17 protein-coding genes are annotated in these 18,394 nt (G+C 75.2%); 10 read left to right on the plus strand and 7 right to left on the minus strand.

Going from position 1 to position 18,394, the window contains the following annotated elements:
• Positions 1 to 189: 189 nt before the first annotated feature.
• The gene (locus tag ACIBNE_RS20305; protein ID WP_399273400.1) at positions 190 to 1,584 is read left to right on the plus strand and encodes a GH1 family beta-glucosidase; all 1,395 of its coding nucleotides are present in this window, start codon (positions 190 to 192) and stop codon (positions 1,582 to 1,584) included.
• A gap of 119 nt (positions 1,585 to 1,703) precedes the next feature.
• Here the strand turns inward: ACIBNE_RS20305 and ACIBNE_RS20310 are convergent, their stop codons facing one another.
• Positions 1,704 to 2,204 carry a peptidylprolyl isomerase gene (locus ACIBNE_RS20310; RefSeq protein WP_399273402.1) on the minus strand — a complete coding sequence of 167 codons (501 nt, stop codon included), beginning with the start codon at positions 2,202 to 2,204 and terminating at the stop codon, positions 1,704 to 1,706.
• A 98-nt stretch (positions 2,205 to 2,302) separates the two neighbouring features.
• On the opposite strand from ACIBNE_RS20310, the gene ACIBNE_RS20315 reads away from it, so the two are divergent.
• Both ACIBNE_RS20315 and ACIBNE_RS20320 read left to right on the plus strand, forming a co-directional pair.
• On the plus strand, positions 2,303 to 3,061 hold the full coding sequence (locus tag ACIBNE_RS20315; protein WP_399273404.1) for an SDR family NAD(P)-dependent oxidoreductase: 759 nt from the start codon (positions 2,303 to 2,305) through the stop codon (positions 3,059 to 3,061).
• 102 nt (positions 3,062 to 3,163) lie between these two features.
• On the plus strand, positions 3,164 to 3,520 hold the full coding sequence (locus ACIBNE_RS20320) for a MerR family transcriptional regulator (RefSeq protein ID WP_399273405.1): 357 nt from the start codon (positions 3,164 to 3,166) through the stop codon (positions 3,518 to 3,520).
• 58 nt (positions 3,521 to 3,578) lie between these two features.
• Here the strand turns inward: ACIBNE_RS20320 and ACIBNE_RS20325 are convergent, their stop codons facing one another.
• Positions 3,579 to 4,274 (minus strand): FadR/GntR family transcriptional regulator, encoded by a 696-nt coding sequence (locus ACIBNE_RS20325; RefSeq protein WP_399273407.1) that lies wholly within the window; start codon positions 4,272 to 4,274, stop codon positions 3,579 to 3,581.
• Positions 4,275 to 4,463: 189 nt separating this feature from the next.
• Here ACIBNE_RS20325 and ACIBNE_RS20330 point away from each other — a divergent pair, with 189 nt between their 5' ends.
• Positions 4,464 to 6,233: a 2-isopropylmalate synthase gene (locus tag ACIBNE_RS20330; RefSeq protein ID WP_399273409.1), complete on the plus strand. Its 1,770-nt coding sequence runs from the start codon at positions 4,464 to 4,466 to the stop codon at positions 6,231 to 6,233.
• Between the two features lie 270 nt (positions 6,234 to 6,503).
• On the opposite strand, the gene ACIBNE_RS20335 is transcribed toward ACIBNE_RS20330, so the two are convergent.
• Both ACIBNE_RS20335 and ACIBNE_RS20340 read right to left on the minus strand, forming a co-directional pair.
• On the minus strand, positions 6,504 to 7,913 hold the full coding sequence (locus tag ACIBNE_RS20335) for an ATP-binding protein (RefSeq protein WP_399273411.1): 1,410 nt from the start codon (positions 7,911 to 7,913) through the stop codon (positions 6,504 to 6,506).
• Positions 7,910 to 8,608 (minus strand): response regulator transcription factor, encoded by a 699-nt coding sequence (locus ACIBNE_RS20340; RefSeq protein ID WP_399273413.1) that lies wholly within the window; start codon positions 8,606 to 8,608, stop codon positions 7,910 to 7,912. Before ACIBNE_RS20340 ends, ACIBNE_RS20335 begins: the two co-directional genes overlap by 4 nt.
• Positions 8,609 to 9,033: 425 nt before the next feature.
• Here ACIBNE_RS20340 and ACIBNE_RS20345 point away from each other — a divergent pair, with 425 nt between their 5' ends.
• Complete coding sequence (locus ACIBNE_RS20345) at positions 9,034 to 9,255, plus strand: hypothetical protein (protein ID WP_399273415.1); 222 nt, start codon at positions 9,034 to 9,036, stop codon at positions 9,253 to 9,255.
• Between the two features lie 55 nt (positions 9,256 to 9,310).
• Here ACIBNE_RS20345 and ACIBNE_RS20350 read toward each other — a convergent pair whose 3' ends face one another.
• Both ACIBNE_RS20350 and ACIBNE_RS20355 read right to left on the minus strand, forming a co-directional pair.
• Positions 9,311 to 10,177, minus strand: a complete 867-nt coding sequence (locus tag ACIBNE_RS20350) for a spermidine synthase (protein WP_399273416.1) — start codon at positions 10,175 to 10,177, stop codon at positions 9,311 to 9,313.
• Positions 10,178 to 10,231: 54 nt separating this feature from the next.
• On the minus strand, positions 10,232 to 10,738 hold the full coding sequence (locus tag ACIBNE_RS20355) for a hypothetical protein (RefSeq protein WP_399273418.1): 507 nt from the start codon (positions 10,736 to 10,738) through the stop codon (positions 10,232 to 10,234).
• Positions 10,739 to 10,975: 237 nt separating this feature from the next.
• On the opposite strand from ACIBNE_RS20355, the gene ACIBNE_RS20360 reads away from it, so the two are divergent.
• Entirely contained in the window at positions 10,976 to 12,373 is a 1,398-nt protein-coding gene (locus tag ACIBNE_RS20360) for a tetratricopeptide repeat protein (RefSeq protein WP_399273420.1), read from the plus strand.
• A gap of 21 nt (positions 12,374 to 12,394) precedes the next feature.
• On the opposite strand, the gene ACIBNE_RS20365 is transcribed toward ACIBNE_RS20360, so the two are convergent.
• Entirely contained in the window at positions 12,395 to 12,997 is a 603-nt protein-coding gene (locus ACIBNE_RS20365; RefSeq protein ID WP_399273422.1) for a histidine phosphatase family protein, read from the minus strand.
• 271 nt (positions 12,998 to 13,268) lie between these two features.
• Between ACIBNE_RS20365 and ACIBNE_RS20370 the strand changes: the two genes are divergently transcribed.
• Genes ACIBNE_RS20370 through ACIBNE_RS20385 form a run of 4 tightly spaced genes read left to right on the plus strand, consistent with a single transcriptional unit; the run spans position 13,269 to position 18,379 of the window.
• Positions 13,269 to 14,249 (plus strand): phosphatase PAP2 family protein, encoded by a 981-nt coding sequence (locus ACIBNE_RS20370; RefSeq protein WP_399273423.1) that lies wholly within the window; start codon positions 13,269 to 13,271, stop codon positions 14,247 to 14,249.
• Complete coding sequence (locus ACIBNE_RS20375) at positions 14,161 to 15,456, plus strand: hypothetical protein (RefSeq protein WP_399274240.1); 1,296 nt, start codon at positions 14,161 to 14,163, stop codon at positions 15,454 to 15,456. The genes ACIBNE_RS20370 and ACIBNE_RS20375 overlap by 89 nt, the downstream gene beginning before the upstream one ends.
• On the plus strand, positions 15,447 to 17,051 hold the full coding sequence (locus ACIBNE_RS20380; RefSeq protein ID WP_399273425.1) for a hypothetical protein: 1,605 nt from the start codon (positions 15,447 to 15,449) through the stop codon (positions 17,049 to 17,051). The genes ACIBNE_RS20375 and ACIBNE_RS20380 overlap by 10 nt, the downstream gene beginning before the upstream one ends.
• Positions 17,048 to 18,379, plus strand: a complete 1,332-nt coding sequence (locus tag ACIBNE_RS20385; protein WP_399273428.1) for an AAA family ATPase — start codon at positions 17,048 to 17,050, stop codon at positions 18,377 to 18,379. The genes ACIBNE_RS20380 and ACIBNE_RS20385 overlap by 4 nt, the downstream gene beginning before the upstream one ends.
• Positions 18,380 to 18,394: the final 15 nt, after the last annotated feature.

Consider the following 18,394-nt stretch of genomic DNA (forward strand, 5'->3'; position numbering starts at 1 on the left):
GGGGGGGGGGGGGGGGGGGGGGGGGGGGGGGGGGGGGGGGGGGCCCCCCCCCCCCCCCCGGCCCCGCCCCCCGCCCCCGGGGGGGGGGGCGGCCCCCCCCGCGACCAGCCGCCCACCGGCCCGCGCCCACCCACGCACCGCACCCGCACCCCCGACCACCCCTCCACCCCCTCCCCTCAAGGAGCCCGTATGTCCCTCCGCTTCCCCCCGAACTTCCTCTGGGGCGCCGCCACCTCCGCGTACCAGATCGAGGGCGCCGTCCGCGCCGACGGACGCGTCCCCTCCATCTGGGACACCTTCGCCGCCGTCCCCGGCAACATCGCCGGAGGCGACACCGCGGAGACCGCCGTCGACCACTACCACCGCCGCCCCGAGGACGTCGCGCTCCTCGCGGACCTCGGCATCGGCGCGTACCGCTTCTCCGTCTCCTGGCCCCGCGTCCACCGCGCGGGGTCCAAGGGGCTGGACTTCTACCGGGGCCTCGTGGACGACCTCCTGGCCCGCGGCATCCGCCCCCTCCTCACGCTCTACCACTGGGACCTCCCCCAGGAGCTGGAGGACGCGGGCGGCTGGCCCGCGCGCGACACCGCGTACCGCTTCGCGGAGTACGCCCGTACCGTCGCCGACGCACTCGGCGACCGCGTCCCGATGTGGACCACGCTCAACGAGCCGTGGTGCTCGGCGTTCCTGGGGTACGCGTCGGGCGTGCACGCCCCGGGCAGGACCGACCCCGTCGCCGCCCTGCGCGCCGCGCACCACCTCAACCTGGGGCACGGCCTCGCCGTGCGGGCGCTGCGCGGCGCCCTGCCCGCCTCGGCCGAGGTGTCGATCAGCCTCAACCCGAGCGTGGTGCGGGCCGCGAGCGACGCGCCCGCCGACCTGGACGCGCGGCGGCGGATCGACGCGGTGGCGAACCGGGTCTTCACGGGGCCGCTGTTCGCGGGCGCGTACCCCCAGGACCTCCTCGCGGACACCGCGCACCTCACCGACTGGGCGTTCGTCCGCGACGGCGACCTCGCCGACATCCGTCGGCCCCTGGACGCGCTGGGCGTCAACTACTACACGCCCACGCTCGTGTCGGCCGCCCCAGGAGACGCGGCGCCCGGCTCGGGCGACCACGGGCACGGCGCCGCCGCGCACTCGCCCTTCCCCGGCGCCGACTCCGTGGTCTTCCACCGGGTCCCCGGCGAGCGCACCGAGATGGGCTGGCCGGTCGACCCGAGCGGGCTCACCGAGATCCTGCTGCGGTACGCGGCGGAGCTGCCGGGCCTGCCGCTGATGGTGACGGAGAACGGCGCGGCGTACGCCGACGTTCCGGCCGCCGACGGCACCGTGCGCGACCCGGACCGGATCCGCTACCTGCACGGGCACCTGAGCGCCGTGCACGAGGCGATCAGGGGCGGCGCGGACGTGCGGGGGTACTTCCTCTGGTCGCTGCTCGACAACTTCGAGTGGGCGTACGGGTACGGCAAGCGGTTCGGCGTCGTCCACGTGGACTACGCGACGCAGGCCCGTACGCCCAAGGCCAGCGCCCGTTGGTACGCGGAACTGGCGCGCGGCGGGGTGCTCCCCGAGCCCGGGTGAGCCCGGGTGAGCCCGGGTGAGACCGGGCGAAACACCTGTTGGCCTTGGTGAAACAGGCGTTGGCACGGGAACGGGGGCCACGCCCACAGGCGTGGCCCCCGTTCGGGCGCTGGAAGCGATCAGGCCACGACGCCCGAAGCCGCGATGGTGATCTTGGCGCTCGGGGCGCCGCTGCGGGAGCCGTAGCCCTCGATCTTCTTGACGAGCGCCAGGCTCTCCTCATTGGCGACCTCGCCGAAGACGACGTGCTTGCCGTCCAGCCAGTCGGTCACGATGGTGGTGATGAAGAACTGCGAGCCGTTGGTGTTCGGCCCGGCGTTCGCCATCGAGAGCTGACCCGGCTTGGTGTGCTTGAGCTTGAAGTTCTCGTCGGCGAACTTCTCGCCGTAGATGCTCTTGCCGCCCGTGCCGTTCCCGGCGGTGAAGTCGCCGCCCTGGAGCATGAACTGCGGGATGATGCGGTGGAAGCTGGACCCGGCGTAGCCGAAGCCCTTCTCGCCGGTGGCGAGCGCGCGGAAGTTCTCCGCGGTCTTGGGGACGATGTCGTCGAACAGGTCGAAGGTGATGCGACCCGCCGGCTCGTCGTTGATCGTGATGTCGAAGTAAACCTGGTTTGCCATAGCGCCCATCCTGACATTTCCGCGGAGCGATTTCGTCCCGGGGCCTGACAGACGCGCATTTGACCTTGTCACTGGCGGCAGGGTCGGAAGCTGCGGCCATGAACGCCACAGCGAAGACCCCCGTCCGCACCGTCCTGGTCACCGGCGCCGGCACCGGCATCGGCCGGGCCACCGCCCGCGCCTTCGCCGCCGGTGGCGCCCGCGTGGTGGCCGTGGGCCGCCGCCGCGGGCCGCTCGCCGGGACGGCGGGCGACGACCCCCTGATCACGCCGCTCGTGGCGGACGTCACGGCCGACGACGGGCCCGAGCGGATCGTACGGACCGTCCTGGAGGCGCACGGGCGGCTGGACGTGCTGGTGAACAACGCGGGCGTGGTGGGCGCGGGGGCGCTGGGCTCGTACGCGAAGGAGGCCCTCGCGCCCGTCCTCGCCACCAACCTCGTCGCGCCCGTCCTGCTCGCCCAGGCCGCGCTGCCCGCGCTGGAGGAGGCGGGCGGGGTGATCGTGAACCTGTCCACGTCCGTGGGCCAGCGCGGCTGGCCGGGCAACTCGCTGTACGCGGCGACCAAGGCCGGGGTCGAGCTGCTGACCAGGAGCTGGGCGGTGGAGCTCGCGCCGCGCGGGATACGCGTGGTGGCGGTGGCGCCGGGCGGGATCGACACCCCGATCGGCGAGCACCAGGGGCTGTCGCCGGAGCGGATGGCGGCGGTCAGGAACTGGCAGGTCGCGCACACGCCGATGGGCCGGATCGGGCGCCCCGAGGAGGTCGCCTGGGCGATCACCCGCCTCGCGGACCCGGCCGCCTCGTTCGTGACGGGCGTCGTGCTGGCGGTGGACGGGGGCGCGGTGGTGGCGTGAGGACCGGGTGCGCAGGGGGCCCGTGCGGAGGGGCGGGTGCGCAGGGGGCGCGCGGAGGGGCGGGTGCGCAAGGGGCGCGCGCGGCGGTGCACCCTTGGGGCCATGTTGATCGGGGAACTGGCCAGGGCCACGGGCACCACCGCGCGCTCGCTGCGCCACTACGAACAGGCGGGCCTGATCACCTCGGAGCGCGCGGCGAACGGCTACCGGGTGTACGACGGGCGCGCGGCACTGCGCGTGCGCAACATCCGCAGGCTGCTGGCGGCGGGGCTCACTCTGGAGGACGTGACGGTGTTCCTGCCGTGCCTGGAGTCGACCGAGGACGTGACGTCCGCGCCCGCGTCCCCCAAGGCGCTGCGGGTCGCGCGGGAGCGGCTCGCGGTGCTGGAGGCGCGGATCGCCGCACAGACGGAGGCACGGGACAGGCTGCGGGCCGCGCTGGAGCGTGCGGAGGGCTAGGGACTGCGGAGGGGAGGAGAGGAGAAGGCGCTGCGGGGGCTGTCGTCGGGCTCCCGCCTCACCGTCCGTTCAGCGTGCGCAGGGTGTGCGCGATCTCGGTCCGGACCTCGTGCACCGCCGCGTCCGGGTCGCCGTCCTTGACGGCCCCGACGAGCGCCGCGTGCGCCGCGTACCCCCGCTCGCGGTCCTCGGCGCGCACGTCCAGCAGGGACACCAGGCTGATCAGCCCCTCCCGCAGGGCGGGCATGAAGTCCGCGTACAGCGCGGTGAGCACGGGGTTGTGCGCCGCCGCCACGATCGCCGCGTGCAGCGCGATGTCGGCGTCCACGAACTCCTCGTCCGAGCGGGTGCACGCCGCCGTGCGCGCCGCCATCGCCGCGTCGAGCACCGCGACGTCCTCGTCGGTGCGCCGCAGCGCCGCCAGCCGGGCCGCCTGGACCTCGATCATCGTGCGGACCTCGTACACGTCGTTGACGGCGGCCTGCCGCAGCCGCGTCCGCCAGTCCTCGACGGGCCGGGTCGCGATCACGAAGACGCCCGCGCCCTGCCGCGCCCGCACGAGCCCGGCCCCGGCGAGCGCCCGCACCGCCTCGCGCACCGTGGAGCGCCCGACGCCCAGTTCCCTGGCGAGGGTCGTCTCGCCGGGGAGCCTGGTCCCGACGGGCCACTGCCCTCCGGTGATCTGCTCGCGCAGGTGCTGGGCGGCCTGTTCGACGAGGGGGCTCGGCCGGAGCGGCCGTAGGGGCGAGGTCATGGGAGGACTTTCACCTATCAGGTTGTCTGAGGAGTCGGTTCCTGGCTACGGTAGCGCGCATGACGTACCGCGGTCTCCTTCTCGGCTGCCGCGGCGGGGCCTGACGCGACCGGCACCCCGCCGCGGGGTGCCGTGCTGCGCCGGTCGCGATCCTGCCGACCGAAGACCGAAGGAAGAGTCCCGTACGTCATGAGCAGCGTCCGCAGTGCCACGAGAGGCTTCCCCGTCCTCCCCGCCCTCCGCACCCCCCAAGGGCCCGTCCCCGCCGACGCGCCCGCCTGGAACCCGCAGCGCCCCAGCTCCATGCCGCACCACCGCTACCGCTCCGCGTTCGACCGGGTGGACATCCCCGTCGACGCGCCGCGCGACTGGCCGTCCGCGCGCTTCACCGAGGCCCCGCTGTGGGTGCCGGTCGACCTGCGCGACGGCAACCAGGCGCTCGCCGAACCGATGGACACCCCGCGCAAGCGGCTGATGTTCGACCTGCTCGTCGCGATGGGCTACAAGGAGATCGAAATCGGGTACCCGTCCGCGAGCCGGACGGACTTCGACTTCGTACGGCACCTGGTGACGGACGGTGCCGTCCCCGACGACGTGACGGTCGTCGTCTTCACCCCGGCCCGCGCCGACCTCATCGACCGTACGTTCGCCTCGATCGAGGGCCTGTCCCGCGCCATGGTGCACCTCTACATCCCGACCGCACCGACCTGGCGGGACGTCGTCCTGAAGCGCGACAGGGCGCAGGTCGTGCGGACCGTACGGGAGGCCGCGACCCGGATGGCGCGGCTCGCGCACGACGGGGTGCGGTTCGAGTTCTCCCCCGAGGTGTTCGTGCTGACGGAGCCCGATTTCGTCCTGGAGCTGTGCGACGGGCTGACCGAACTGTGGGACGCGTCCCCCGACCGCCCGGTCGTCCACAACCTCCCCGCGACGGTGGAGATCGGCACGCCCAACCTGTACGCCGACCAGATCGAGTACATGCACCGCAACCTCGCGCGCCGTGACGCGGTGATCCTGTCCGTGCACCCGCACAACGACCGCGGGACCGGCGTCGCCTGCGCCGAACTGGCCGTCCTGGCGGGCGCGCAGCGCGTCGAGGGCTGTCTGTTCGGCAACGGCGAGCGGACCGGCAACGTCGACCTGGTCACCCTCGCGCTGAACCTGCACGCGCAGGGCGTGGACCCGATGGTCGACTTCTCCGACATCGACGGGATCCGCCGCACCGTGGAGCACTGCAACCGCCTGGCCGTGCCGCCCCGCCACCCCTACGGCGGCGACCTCGTCCACACGGCCTTCTCCGGCACCCACCAGGACGCGATCGGCAAGGGCTTCGCACACCGGGCTGCGCATCCTCACGAAGAGCGGTGGGACGTCCCGTACCTGCCGATCGACCCGGCGGACGTGGGGCGCACCTACGAGGCCGTGATCCGGGTCAACAGCCAGTCGGGCAAGGGCGGCATGGCGTACCTGCTGGCCGCGGAGCACGGGCTCGACCTGCCCGCGCGGATGCGGTCCGACTACTACCGGGCCGTACAGGAGTGGACGGACGCGACGGGGCGGGAGGCGACGGCCGAGGACCTGTGGGAACTGTTCTCGGCGGCGTACCTCGTGCCCGGCACCGACGGGGAGGTGGCGCTCACCGCCTGGACGACGGAGCTGACCGGGGCGGGCGAGCACCGGTTCGTGTGCACGCTGCGGATCGGGGAGCGGGAGGCGGACTACGAGGGGACGGGCAACGGCCCCCTCTCCGCGTTCACCCACGCGCTGTCCGCGGCGCTCGGGACGCCGGTGGACGTCCTGGACTACACGGAGCACGCGACGGCCCCGGGCGCGGGGAGCGCGGCGACGGCGTACGTGGAGTGCGAGGTGGGCGGCGCGCGGGTGTGGGGCGCGGGCCAGGACGGCTCGGTGCTCACCGCGTCGGTGCGCGCGGTGCTGGCGGCGGTGAACCGGGCGTAGGCGGGGCCGCCGGGTGTGGGCGGGGCCGCCGGGCGGCGGCGTGCGTACGGTCCGTGTGCGTGCCCGGCCGGGGCGGGGGGGGGTGGGCCCCGGCCGGGCTCGCCTGGAGGGGTGGTCCGATCCCCGTGGGGGGAACCGGATGCACGCTAGCCGCCCCCGAGCGGGAAAAGCACCCGCGCACCCGCCGCGGACGGCGCTCTTAGGGTTCCCTTAAGGCTCACATGGGGGCCGATTAATCCAGGCCGCTCCCCGCGGGCCCCGCACCTCTGTTCAGGCCCGCACCGCCCGCCTCCCCTTGCGCCCCCGTCCCGGCCGTTGCCCGCGCCGCGAGGTGCCCCGTCCGTCCCGCCCGGCGAGGCCGATCCAGAGGCGCACCTCCGCGCCGCCCAGTACCGACCTCCCGATCCGTACGTCACCGCCCGTGGACTCGGCGACCCGGCGCACGATGTCGAGGCCGAGCCCCGTGGAGCCCTCCCGGCCCCCGCTGTTGCCGCGCTCCAGAGCCGCGCCGGGATCGGCGATGCCCGCGCCCGCGTCCGAGACCAGGACGATCACCGCGTCGTCCCCGGCGCTGCGGTGCACGTCGACCGCGAAGGCGGTGCCCTCGACGGTGTGCCGGAAGACGTTGCCGAGCAGCGCGTCGAGCGCCGCCGCGAGTTCCGCCCCCACCACGGGGATCCGCACCGGACGGTCCACGCCCGCGAGCCGCACCTCGCGTCCCTCGTCCTCGGCGAGCGCCGACCAGAAGGCCATCCGCTCCCGGATGACCGCGGAGGCGTCGCACCCCACGGCGGCGGACGGCTGGGTCTGCGGCTTGGCCTCGCGCGCGGTGCGGATGATCGTGTCGACCTCCCGCTCCAACTGCGCGACGGCCGCCCGGGTCTGCTCGGCCGCCGCGCTGTCGCCGAGCGAGGCGGCGTTCAGCCGCAGCACGGTCAGCGGGGTCCGCAGCCGGTGCGACAGGTCGGCGGCCAGCTCCCGCTCGTTGGCGAGGAGCTGCACGACCTGGTCGGCCATGGAGTTGAACGCGACGGCGGCCGAGCGCAGTTCGGGCGGCCCCTCCTCGGGGACCCGTACGGCCAGCCGCCCCTCGCCGAGCTGCTGCGCCGCGCCCGCGAGCCGCTGCGCGGGCCGCACCATGCGCACGCCGAGCCGGTCGGCGACCGCGACGGAGCCGACGATCAGCGCGACGCCCACGCCCGCCAGGACCAGCCAGGCCGTGTCGACGCCGTTGGTGACCTCGGCCTCGGGCACGAAGACCTCGACGATCGCGATGTCGCCCGAGCCCAGCGCGATGGGCTGGAGCAGCGAGTAGCCGCCCGCGACCTCCGTGGTGGTGGCCCGGGGCGAGCGGCGGGTCAGCTCCAGGTCGGCGACGGCGGCGCGGCGGCGGCCGATCTCGACGGCGGGGCGCCCGGCCCCTCCGGCGCGCCCGACGGCGGGGATGTGCACGGCCGTACGGCCCTGGGCGCCCGCGTCGGTGGTGGCGACGGCCCTCTCCAGCGGGGCGCGGTCGGTGGTGACGGTGAGGGTCGGGGCGATGGCGGCGGCCTGCCGCTCGGCGTAGGTGAACGCCCGGTCCTTGGCCATCTCCTTGATGACCATGCCGAGCGGCAGCGCGAAGGCGAGCACCACCATGACGGTCACGGCCAGGCTGACCTTGACCAGGGCCCACCTCACGCGGCCCCCGCGGGCGGCTCCAGCTTCACGCCGACGCCGCGCAGCGTGTGCAGGTAGCGCGGGTTCGCGGCGGTCTCGCCGAGCTTGCGGCGGAGCCACGACAGGTGGACGTCGATGGTCTGGTCGTCGCCGTAGCTCTGCTGCCAGACCTCGGCCAGCAGTTCCTTGCGCGGTACGACGACGCCCGGCCGCCCGGCCAGGAAGGCGAGCAGGTCGAACTCTCGGCGGGTCAGGTCCAGCGCCGTCCCGTCCAACTCGGCCTGGCGGCGCAGCGGGTCGACGGTGAGGCCGCCGACGGTCAGGACGCGCGAGGGCGGCGCGTCGCCCGCGAGGGCACGGGAGCGGCGGAGCACGGCGGCCATGCGGGCGGAGAGGTGTTCGAAGGAGAACGGTTTGGTGAGGTAGTCGTCGGCGCCGTCGTTGAGGAGCCGCACGATCTCCGCCTCGTCGTCCCGGGCCGTGGCGATGATCACCGGCACGTCGGTGATCCCGCGGAGCATCTTCAGCGCCTCGGACCCGTCCAGGTCGGGCAGTCCGAGGTCGAGCACGACCACGTCGAACGGGACGTGCGCGACCTCCCGCAGCGCCTCCAGGGCCGTACCCACGCTCCGTACCGTGTGCCCGGCATCGGAGAGGTGGCGTATGAGGGCCGAGCGCACGAACTGGTCGTCCTCGACGACGAGCACACTTGCCATGGGCCGCACCGTACGCCATTGGGGGCACGGGTCGTACGTGGGGCAGGATGGCCCCGATGAGACGGGGACTCGTACACGCGATCGCCTGGACGCTGGCCACGGGCGCGGCCGTCACGCTGTCGTGGTGGGGCGTGCGGACGGTGATGTCGGGAACGGTGTACGACGCTCCGCGCGCCGTGCCGCTGCCCGAGGGCCCCGAGCCGCTGGCCTCGTCGACGGCCCGTCCTAGGTCCCCGGGACCGGTGCCGTCTGCCGTGAAACCGCCGGCCCGTACGAAACCCTCCGGAACGCCTCGCGCGACCGGACAGGGCGGCGCCCGCGACGCCTCGAAGCCCGCGCGGAAACCGGCACCGTCCGGGACGCCGCACAGTGCGAACACCGCACTGTCCGGCTCGGGTTCCGGCCCGACGCACGCTTCGTCCTCCGTGTCCGTGCGGAGCTACAGCACGGAGGGGGGCCGGGCCGTCCTGGACCTGGGGCCCAGGACGGCGGCGCTGGTGTCAGCGAGCCCGGAGCCCGGCTGGGCGATGCGGGTGTGGGAGGACCCGTCGTGGATCCGGGTGGAGTTCAGCACGGGCACGCGCGCGGTGACGGTGTTCTGCAGCTGGCACAACCACCCGCCGCTGGTCAAGGTCATCGAGAACTAGCGCCCGTGCGCGGACCGGTGCCCGTGCGCACGGGCACCGGTCAGGGCACCGGCTCTCAGCGGAACACCGAGGGCGGCGGGGCGGGCGAGGGCTTCGCGGCGGCGTCCGTGACGGGTGCCGCTCCCCCGCTGAAGTCCGCGAGCCCCTTGCCGTGTTCGACCCGCCCCGGGTGCGGGTCGGTGGCCACGCGCCGGGTGAACTCCGCGACGGGCAGCGGCACGTCGGAGGCGAGCAGCACCGCGTTGCCGAAGCGGCGCCCGCGCAGCACGGTCGGGTCGGCGGCCAGGGCCAGTTCGGGGAAGACGGCGGCCGCGGTGGCGATCTGTGCGCGGAGGTGGGCCAGCGGGGGCCCGTCCGCGAGGTTGGCCGCGTAGCAGCCGCCCGGCTTGAGGACCCTGCGCACCTCGGTCAGGAACTCCGTCGACGTGAGGTGGGCGGGCGTACGGGCCCCGCTGAAGACGTCCGCGACGACGAGGTCGGCCCAGCCGTCCGGGAGCTTGCCGAGCCCGGCGCGGGCGTCGCCGTTCCTGACGCGTATCCGGGCGCCGGGGTCCAGCGGGAGCCGGGTGCGGACGAGTTGGACCAGGGGCGCGTCCAGCTCGACGACCTGCTGGGTGGAGCGGGGGCGGGTGGCCGCGACGTAGCGGGCGAGCGTGAAGGCGCCGCCGCCCAGGTGCAGGACGTGCAGCGGGCCGCCCGCGGGGGCGACGAGGTCGATGGCGTGGCCGAGGCGGCGCTGGTACTCGAAGGTGAGCCGCGTGGGGTCGTCGAGGTCGACGTGGGACTGGGGCGCGCCGTCGATCAGCAGCGACCAGGCGCGGGGCCGCTCCCGGTCGGGTATCAGTTCGGCGAGCCCGCCGTCGACCGTCTGGACGACCGCCTCGGGTGCCGCCGTCCGCTCACTGCGTCTGCTCCGTGCCATCCCGCCATTATCGGACCGCGCCCCCGTACCGCGCCCGACGGCGGGCGCCGCCCGTCAGCGGCAGCCGTCCGCCGCCTCGATCAGGCGTGCCGCCTCGCCCAGCGCGTCGCGGAGCGCCGCGGGGTCGGTGACCGGGGCCTCGCCGCTGTTCTCGCCGGGCGGGAGCAGCCAGCTGCTCGGGGTGCCGTCGGCGGCGGCCGGGGGCTCGGCCGGGAGGCGCAGGCCGCGGCCGTTGGTCCGCGTACAGGCGCTGCCCGGTACGTCCCAGGCGGCGGCGGTGCCCGGCGGGACGAGGAAGCCGAGGGTGTCGCGGGAGCAGTCGTGCACGACGGGCCCCACGGAGTCCTGCGGGGCGCCGCGCCTGAGGATGTCCATCGCTTCGAGGCCCTGGCGGGCGGGGACCGTCACCAGGTCGCAGGGCTCGACGGCGTCGCCCTCCCCGAGTGCGGGGTGCCCGGCGGGTGCGGGGTGCCCGGCACCGTCCGCGGCGCCCTTTGGACTCCCTCCGCCCGCCGTGCCCGTACTCGTGGTGCCCGTGGCTCCCGTGCCGAGTTCCAACAAGAGAACCCCTCCTCTTCCTCGCCGGGTGGAGCGCCACCGCGCGTCCGTACGTCCTCGTGGTTCAACGCCCGACGGCGTCAAGGGCTACGGCGCCACGCCGCCGCAAAGAGTGGCAGTTCATGGCAGATCGGGGGTGGGATATCCGTTTTGTAGTCGTACAGGGCTTGTGCGGCGCGCGGCACCGGGTACCTTCTTGCCCCGCCGGGACGACCGGCCGCACCGAGAGAGGGCCCGGCCATGGTGTCGACACGGGCAGTCCCCAACCTCGTATTCCGACAGTTGCGCGGGCAGCGCTCGCCAGGAGAGTTCGCCGCCGCCGTGCGCCGGGTGGCCCGGGAGATCGGCGAACAGGTCGCCTGTGACGCCCGGTACATCGGGCGGGTGGAGGCGGGCGAGATCCGCTGTCCCAACTACGCGTACGAACGCGTGTTCCTGCGCATGTTCCCCGGGCTCACCCTCGCGGACATGGGGTTCGCGGCGCGCGAGACCGTGCGCGGGCGCCGCACGGCCCGCACCGGGCACGAGGCGCACCGGACGCCGCGCACGCCGACGGTCCCCGCCCAGTTCTCGCCGTTCCCCCCGGACCGGCCGGGCCACCCGGCCCCCCTGAACCATCCGAACCACGAGGAGAGCGACGTGCTGCGTCGCGCATTCATGACGAGCGGCGGCGCCACCGTGGCGGCCGCCGCCCTGCCGGCCCTCGGCGCGGGCGCCGCGTCCGCGACCACGCCGTGGCGGGTGGGCGAAGCCGAGGTGGACGCCGTGGAGCAGGCGGTGCGGCAGATCCGGCTGCTGGACGACCGGCACGGCGCGGACGGCCTCTACCGGCAGGCGGCCCAGCCGCTGCGCGCCGCGTACGCGCTGCTCGACGCGGGCACGACCGCGCGCAGGTCCACGTCCGACCGGCTGCACGCGGGCGCGGGCGAGCTGGCCATCTCGGTGGGCTGGCTGGCGCACGACTCGGGCCGCCTCGACCGGGCCCGCTCGCACTACACGGAGGCCCTGGCCACGGCGCGGCTCGCGGGCGACGCGGCCCTCGAATCGCACGCGTTCTGCAACATGTCGTTCCTGGCCAGGGACGCGGGCCGGCCGCGCGAGGCGGTGCGCACCGCGCAGGCCGGGCAGCAGGCGGCCCGCGCGCTGGGCTCGCCCCGGCTGCTCGCGCTGCTCGCGCTGCGCGAGGCGGGCGGCAGGGCCGGGCTCGGCGACCGCGCGGGGTGCGAGCAGGCGCTGGGCCGCGCGCACGCCTACTTCGGGTACGGGGAGTCGGGCGCCGACCCGGAGTGGATGACGTTCTTCGTGGAGGCCGAGCTGGAGATGCTGGAGGCGCAGTGCTGGTCCGCGCTGTCCCAGTGGGACCGCGCCGCCGGGCACGCGCGGCGCGCGGCGGCCCTCCAGGACCCGCACTTCACCCGCAACCTCGCGCTGTACCACGCGCAGCTCGCCGGTGACCTGGCGCGCGGCGGCGCCCCCGACGAGGCGGCGACGGCCGGGCTGCGGGCGCTCGCGCTGCTGGACCAGGTCAGGTCGTCGCGCATCCAGTCGATGCTCGCCCAGACCGCGCGGATGCTGCGGCCGCACCGGCGTACGGGCCAGGTGGCGGCGTTCCTGGCGAGACGGACGGCCCCGGCGTGACCCGGGTTCGGACTCGGGCCCTCAGAGCGACAGGTGCCCCGTGTCGTTCCAGCGTTCGATCGCGGGGGCGTCGTACGCCCAGCCCAGGACGGACAGCGACGTCGGGTCCAGACGGATGCGCGCGGCGAACGACACGTGCTCGCCCAGCCAGCGCGCGCCGATCGCGCGCAGGATGTGGCCGTGCGCGAAGACCAGGACGTCGCGGTCGGCCGAGCGCGCCCACCGGACCACCTCGTCGGCGCGCGCCGACAGGGACTCCATGGACTCTCCGTCGGGCACCCCGTCGCGCCAGATGAACCAGTCGGGCCTGCCCGCCTTGATCTCGGCCGGGGTCATGCCCTCGTACGCGCCGTAGTCCCACTCCATGAGCGCGTCCCAGTCGGTGGCCCGCCCGCCGAAGCCGGCGATCTCACAGGTCTCCCTGGCCCGTACGAGGGGGCTGGTCCTGACCTCGACGCCGGGAAGGCCCGACAAGGGCGCGCGGTGCAGCCGCTCCCCCAGCAGCTTGGCTCCCGCCCGTCCCTCGGGGAGCAGCGGGATGTCCGTCCTGCCGGTGTGCTTGCCGAGCAGCGACCACTCGGTCTGGCCGTGCCTGGCGAGCAGGATGCGCGGTGCCGGTGCCATGGGGAACTCTCCCGGAATGTGCCGTCGTGCGGGTGCCTGGGCGGACGTGTCCCCGCCCCGGGGCACACGTCAGCCGCCCTTCGGCGGGTGTGTGCCGTCTTTCACATCATCGCTCACGTGAACGAGAGGCAACCTACGGGGGGAGCGGGAGCGTCCCCCTCCCCGCGTGCTCCGTGCGGTTCGCGCGGCACTTTCGATCAAGCCCCGGCAAACGGACCCGGCCACGTACACCGTACGGTTGAATCGTGGCCGTCGGCCGCACCAAGAGACGATGGAGAGCGCACGGATGCCGTACACCGCCGCCACCGCGCAGCAGAGCGCGCTGCGCCAGCGACCCCGCTGGTGGTCCGAGCTGCTGCTGATCGTCGTGGTGTACGCCGCGTATTCCGGCGGGCGGCTGCTCGCGCGCGGCAACGTGCAGACGGCCGTCGACCACGGCCTGGCGATCCTGCGCGTCGAGAAGGCGCTCTTCCTGAACGCCGAGCACCCGCTGAACCGGCTGTTCACTGACGTCCCCGCGATCGGCATACCCGCCGACTTCGTGTACGCGTCGCTGCACTACCTGGTGACCCCGGTCATCCTGGTCTGGCTGTTCAGGCGGCGCCCCCTGGAGTACCGCGCGGCCCGCACCTGGCTGATGCTCTCCACCCTGCTCGGCCTGGTCGGCTTCACGCTGATGCCGACCTGCCCGCCGCGCCTGCTCGACGCGAGCCACGGCTTCGTCGACACGATGGCGCAGTACAGCTCGTACGGCTGGTGGGGCGGCGAGGCGAGCGCCCCGCGCGGCATGGGCGGCATGACCAACCAGTACGCGGCGATGCCGAGCCTGCACGTCGGCTGGGCGCTGTGGTGCGGCGTGATGCTCTGGCGCCACGGGCGCACGCCGCTGATGAAGGCGCTCGGCGTGTTCTACCCGCTGCTCACCACGATCGTGGTGATGGGCACGGCGAACCACTACTTCCTGGACGCGGTGGCGGGCGCCTTCGTGATGGGTGTCGGGCTGCTGCTCGCCAGGCCCGCGATGCGCCTCTTCGACCGGGTGCGCACCCGGGTCGCACCGGCCACGGCGGCCACCGGGGCCCCGATTGTCAGTCCCGGATGCGAGACTTCCGCGGGTGAGCGAATCCCCGGCCAGCGGACCTCCTCCGCAGACCCCGTCGACGCTGCGGACGCAGCCGGTGCCGCAGGAACGGCCGGCGTCGCGGCGGGCGGACCAGGCACGACCGACGGCGCTTCGGCAGCGGCTCGCTGAGCTGCGCGGCCCCTCGGTCGCACCCAAGGCCCTGGACGCCAGGGCGCTGGCCGCCCTCGCCGCCAACCCCGGCTGCCGCAGACGCGCCCTGCTCGACGGCGCCGGGGTCGACAAGGCGGCCCTGGCCGTCTCGCTCGGTTCCTCTTCGGGGTACGGCCAGTCGCAGTTCGCGTTCATGCGGGGCCACGCCTTCGAGGCCGCGGTCAAGGCCGACGGCGGCACGGAACTGCTGCGCCTGTTCGCCGAGCGGACGGGCGCGGAGCAGCCCGCCAGGGACGCCGTCGCGCTGCCCGACCTGGCGGCGGCGGGACCCGAGGGCAGGGCGGCCCGCACCGCGCTCGCCCTGCGCGAGGCGACCGCGTCCGGCGGCTGGGCGCTGCTCGACCACCCGCTGCTCGCGCTGGACGTGGCCGGGTCACCGGCCTATCTGGAGCCGGACGCCGTGGTGGTGCGCCCCGACGGGCGGTGGACGGTCGTGGAGATCAAGTCGTTCCCGATGCTGGACGGCTCGGCGGACGCGGCGAAGGTCGGCGCGGCGGCCCGGCAGTCCGCGGTGTACGTCCTGGCGCTGGAGCGGATCGCGGGCGTCACCGAGGGCGCGGAGGTCGCCCACTCGGTGCTGCTGGTCTGCCCGAAGGACTTCTCCAACACCGCGACGGCCGCCCTGGTCGACGTGCGCAAGCAGCGGTCCGTGACCAGGCGCCAGCTCGCCAGGCTGACCCGCGTCGAGGACATCGCGGCCGCGCTGCCCGATGGCACCTGCTTCGACCCCGGCCTGCCCGCCGAGGAACTGCGGGAGGCCGTCGACGCGGTCGGCGCGTCCTACGCGCCGGACTGCCTGGCCGCCTGCGAGCTGGCCTTCCACTGCCGGGCGCGGGCCCGGGAGGCGGGCGCGGTCGAGGCGCTGGGCCGGGGCCTGCGCGGTGAGCTGGGCGGGGTGACGACGGTCGACGCGGTCCTGCGCGCCGCGAGCGGCGAGAGCGGTGAGAGCACCGACCCGGCGGTGGTGGCGCTGCGCAGGGCGGCGCGGCTGCGGGCGGACGCGCTGCGCGAGGCGGACGAGCGGCACGGGAGCGGGGCACTGGCGGGGACGCTGTACGAGGACGGGGCGGAGCACGAGGGCGGGGCGGTGTCCGGGAGCTGGGACGGGGCCCGGGACGGGGCCGTGGGCGGAGCGGCGCGGGACGGGGGTGCGGGATGTCGTTGATCGGCACCCTCGCGCGCCTGGAGGCGGTGCGCGACGGACGGGCGCGGCCGCTCGCGACGGTGCGCCACCGGCACCTCGCCGAGCGGCCCCTGGTGTTCGTGCCGCTCACCACCGCGGGCGAGGCGGGCGCCCCGCTGGGCGCGCTGGTCGGCACGGACCGGGACGCGCCCCGGCTGCTGGCCGTGGCCCAGCCGCGCGACCGCGACCTGCGGTTCGCGTTCCTCGCCGAGCTGGCCGACGCGGTCCTGCCGTACGTGGAGGGGTTCGCGGACGGCGTGGAGGCCGCCGAGCGCAACGAGACCGACCCGGAGACCGGCAAGAAGGTCAAGGTCGAGGTCGAGCTGTGCGCGGACGCCCCGCAGCTGGTCGTGCCGAGCCGGGCGGGCGTGGAGTACGTACGGCTCCTGGGCCGGTCGACGCGGTTCCGGCGCACCGCCGCCGACGATCCGGACGCCCCGTACCCCGCGCCGCCGCGCGTGCCGCTGCTGGGCCGCTGGCTGACCCAGTACGGCGAGCGGGCCAGGGTCCCGGGCTCCTCGCTGCTGCTGTCCGCGACGGAGCTGCTGTCCCGGCACTGGGCGACGGGCCAGTCCCACCTGGAGGACCAGCAGCTGGGCGCGCTGCTCGGCTGGATCGACCCGCCGGAGGGCGAGTCGGGCGCGGCCGCGGCGCTCCGGGCCGAGCTGGAGCGGGACGCGGCGGGCCAGCTGACGCACCCGCCCGCGGGGCCCGCGACCGACCCGGCGTTCGACAACCGGCTGCTGGCGCCCGCCATCGACCGCTACGACCGGGCGCGCACCGCGCTCGCGGCGGCCGAGGACGGCCTGACGGCCGATGCGCACCTGGCCGCGCTGTCGGCCGCCGAGCAGGAGATCAGGGCGCTGCTGACGACGGTGCTGCGGCCCACCTGGGACGCGGTGTGGCGGGCGCTGGACCTGGTGCGGGCGCTGCCCGAGGGGGCCAGGGTCGCCGACCGGTGGACGCGCGACCGCTGGTCGTACACCGCGCACCGCGACAGGGCGCGGGCGGGCGAGCCGCCGCAGCCGCGCGTCGACGACGCGGTGACCGCCGCGTCCAAGCTGGCGTCCCGCGAGACGGCGCAGGCCCGGCTGGAGGTCCAGGAGGCGCTGGACGACCCGCTCGTGATGGCGGGCCGACGGCTGGCGGGCGAGGCGTTCGCCTCCGAGGTGCTGGACGTGACGATGGCGTACTCCGAGTCGAAGCGCCCCTCCCCGCGCCCGCTGGTGACCGTGCGCACGGACGACGAGCCGCAGTCGGCAACGGCGGGCGTGAAGGTGTACCGCTCGGCGGGCGGCAAGGGCCAGGCGGCGGAGTTCGTGCGCCGGGAGGACGCGGGCGACGGGGAGGGCGCGGTGCTGGTGCTGCGGGTCCTCAACGGGATGGGCCGGGGCAAGGAGCCCGCGGATGGCTCGCTGCCGGAGAAGGGCGAGCGGGTCGTCTGGACGCTCTTCGAGCACGAGCAGCGCGGCGGCCCGGCCCTGCCCGACCCCGAGGACACCCCGTGGACCCACGGCGGCCCGCCGTCGGCGGGCGCCGAGGACCCCGACCCCGTGACGGCGGAGGACATCCTGTGACCGGCTTCGACCCGGGCGCCGCGGCGGCGCGCGCCACGGACGCGATCCTCGCCGACACGCTGGGCGCGGACGCGCGCGGCGTCGTCGTGGACTCCCCGCCGGGCGCGGGCAAGTCCACGCTGGTGGTGCGCGCCGCGCTGGAGCTGGCGCGGGCGGGGCGCCCGCTGATGGTGGTGGCGCAGACCAACGCGCAGGTCGACGACCTGGTGCTGCGGCTCGCCGAGAAGGCACCCGACCTGCCGGTCGGCCGGCTGCACAGCAGCGACGCCGATCCGTACGACAAGGCGCTGGACGAGCTGGCGCACGTGCGGAAGTCGGCGAAGGCCGCGGACCTGGCGGGGCTGGACGTGGTGATCTCCACGGCCGCGAAGTGGGCGCACGTGAAGAACGTGGAGCCGTGGCGGCACGCGATCGTGGACGAGGCGTACCAGATGCGCTCGGACGCGCTGCTCACCGTGGCGAGCCTCTTCGAGCGGGCGCTGTTCGTGGGCGACCCGGGGCAGCTCGACCCGTTCTCGATCGTGGGCGCCGAGCAGTGGGCCGGGCTGTCGTACGACCCTTCGGCGAGCGCGGTCTCCACTCTGCTCGCGCACAATCCGGAGCTGCCGCAGCACCGGCTGCCGGTCTCCTGGCGGCTGCCCGCGTCGGCGGCGCCGCTGGTGTCGGACGCGTTCTACCCGTACACGCCCTTCCGCAGCGGTACGGACCACGGCGACCGGTCGCTGTCCTTCGGCGTCCCGTCGGACGGTTCGGCGCCGGACCGCGCGCTGGACGAGGCGGCGGCGTCGGGGTGGGCCCTGCTTGAGCTGCCCGCGCGGCACACTCCGCGCACGGATCCCGAGGCGGTACGGGCGGTGGCGCAGGTCGTCCGCAGGTGCCTCGACCGGGGCGGGGCCGCGCTGTCCGAGCGCTCGGACGCCCCGGCACCGCTGACCGCCGACCGGATCGCGGTCGGCACGGCGCACCGCGACCAGGCCGCGGCCGTGCGGGCCGCGCTCGCCGAGCTGGGCGTGAGCGGGGTCGCGGTGGACACGGCGAACCGGCTCCAGGGCCGGGAGTTCGACGTGACGGTGGTCCTGCACCCGCTGTCGGGGCGGCCCGACGCGACGGCGTTCCACCTGGAGACGGGGCGGCTGTGCGTACTGGCCTCGCGGCACCGGCACGCGTGCGTGGTGGTGTGCCGGGAGGGGGTGGCGGAGCTGCTGGACGAGCATCCGTCGACGGAGCCGGTGCAGCTGGGGGTGACGGTGAAGTTCCCCGACGGGTGGGAGGCGAACCACGCGGTGCTGGCGCACTTGGCGGAACACCGGGTCCGCTACCGCCCGTAGGCCGGTGGACGGCTG

The sequence above is a fragment of the Streptomyces sp. NPDC050504 genome, assembly GCF_044458065.1.
Lineage (GTDB): Bacteria > Actinomycetota > Actinomycetes > Streptomycetales > Streptomycetaceae > Streptomyces.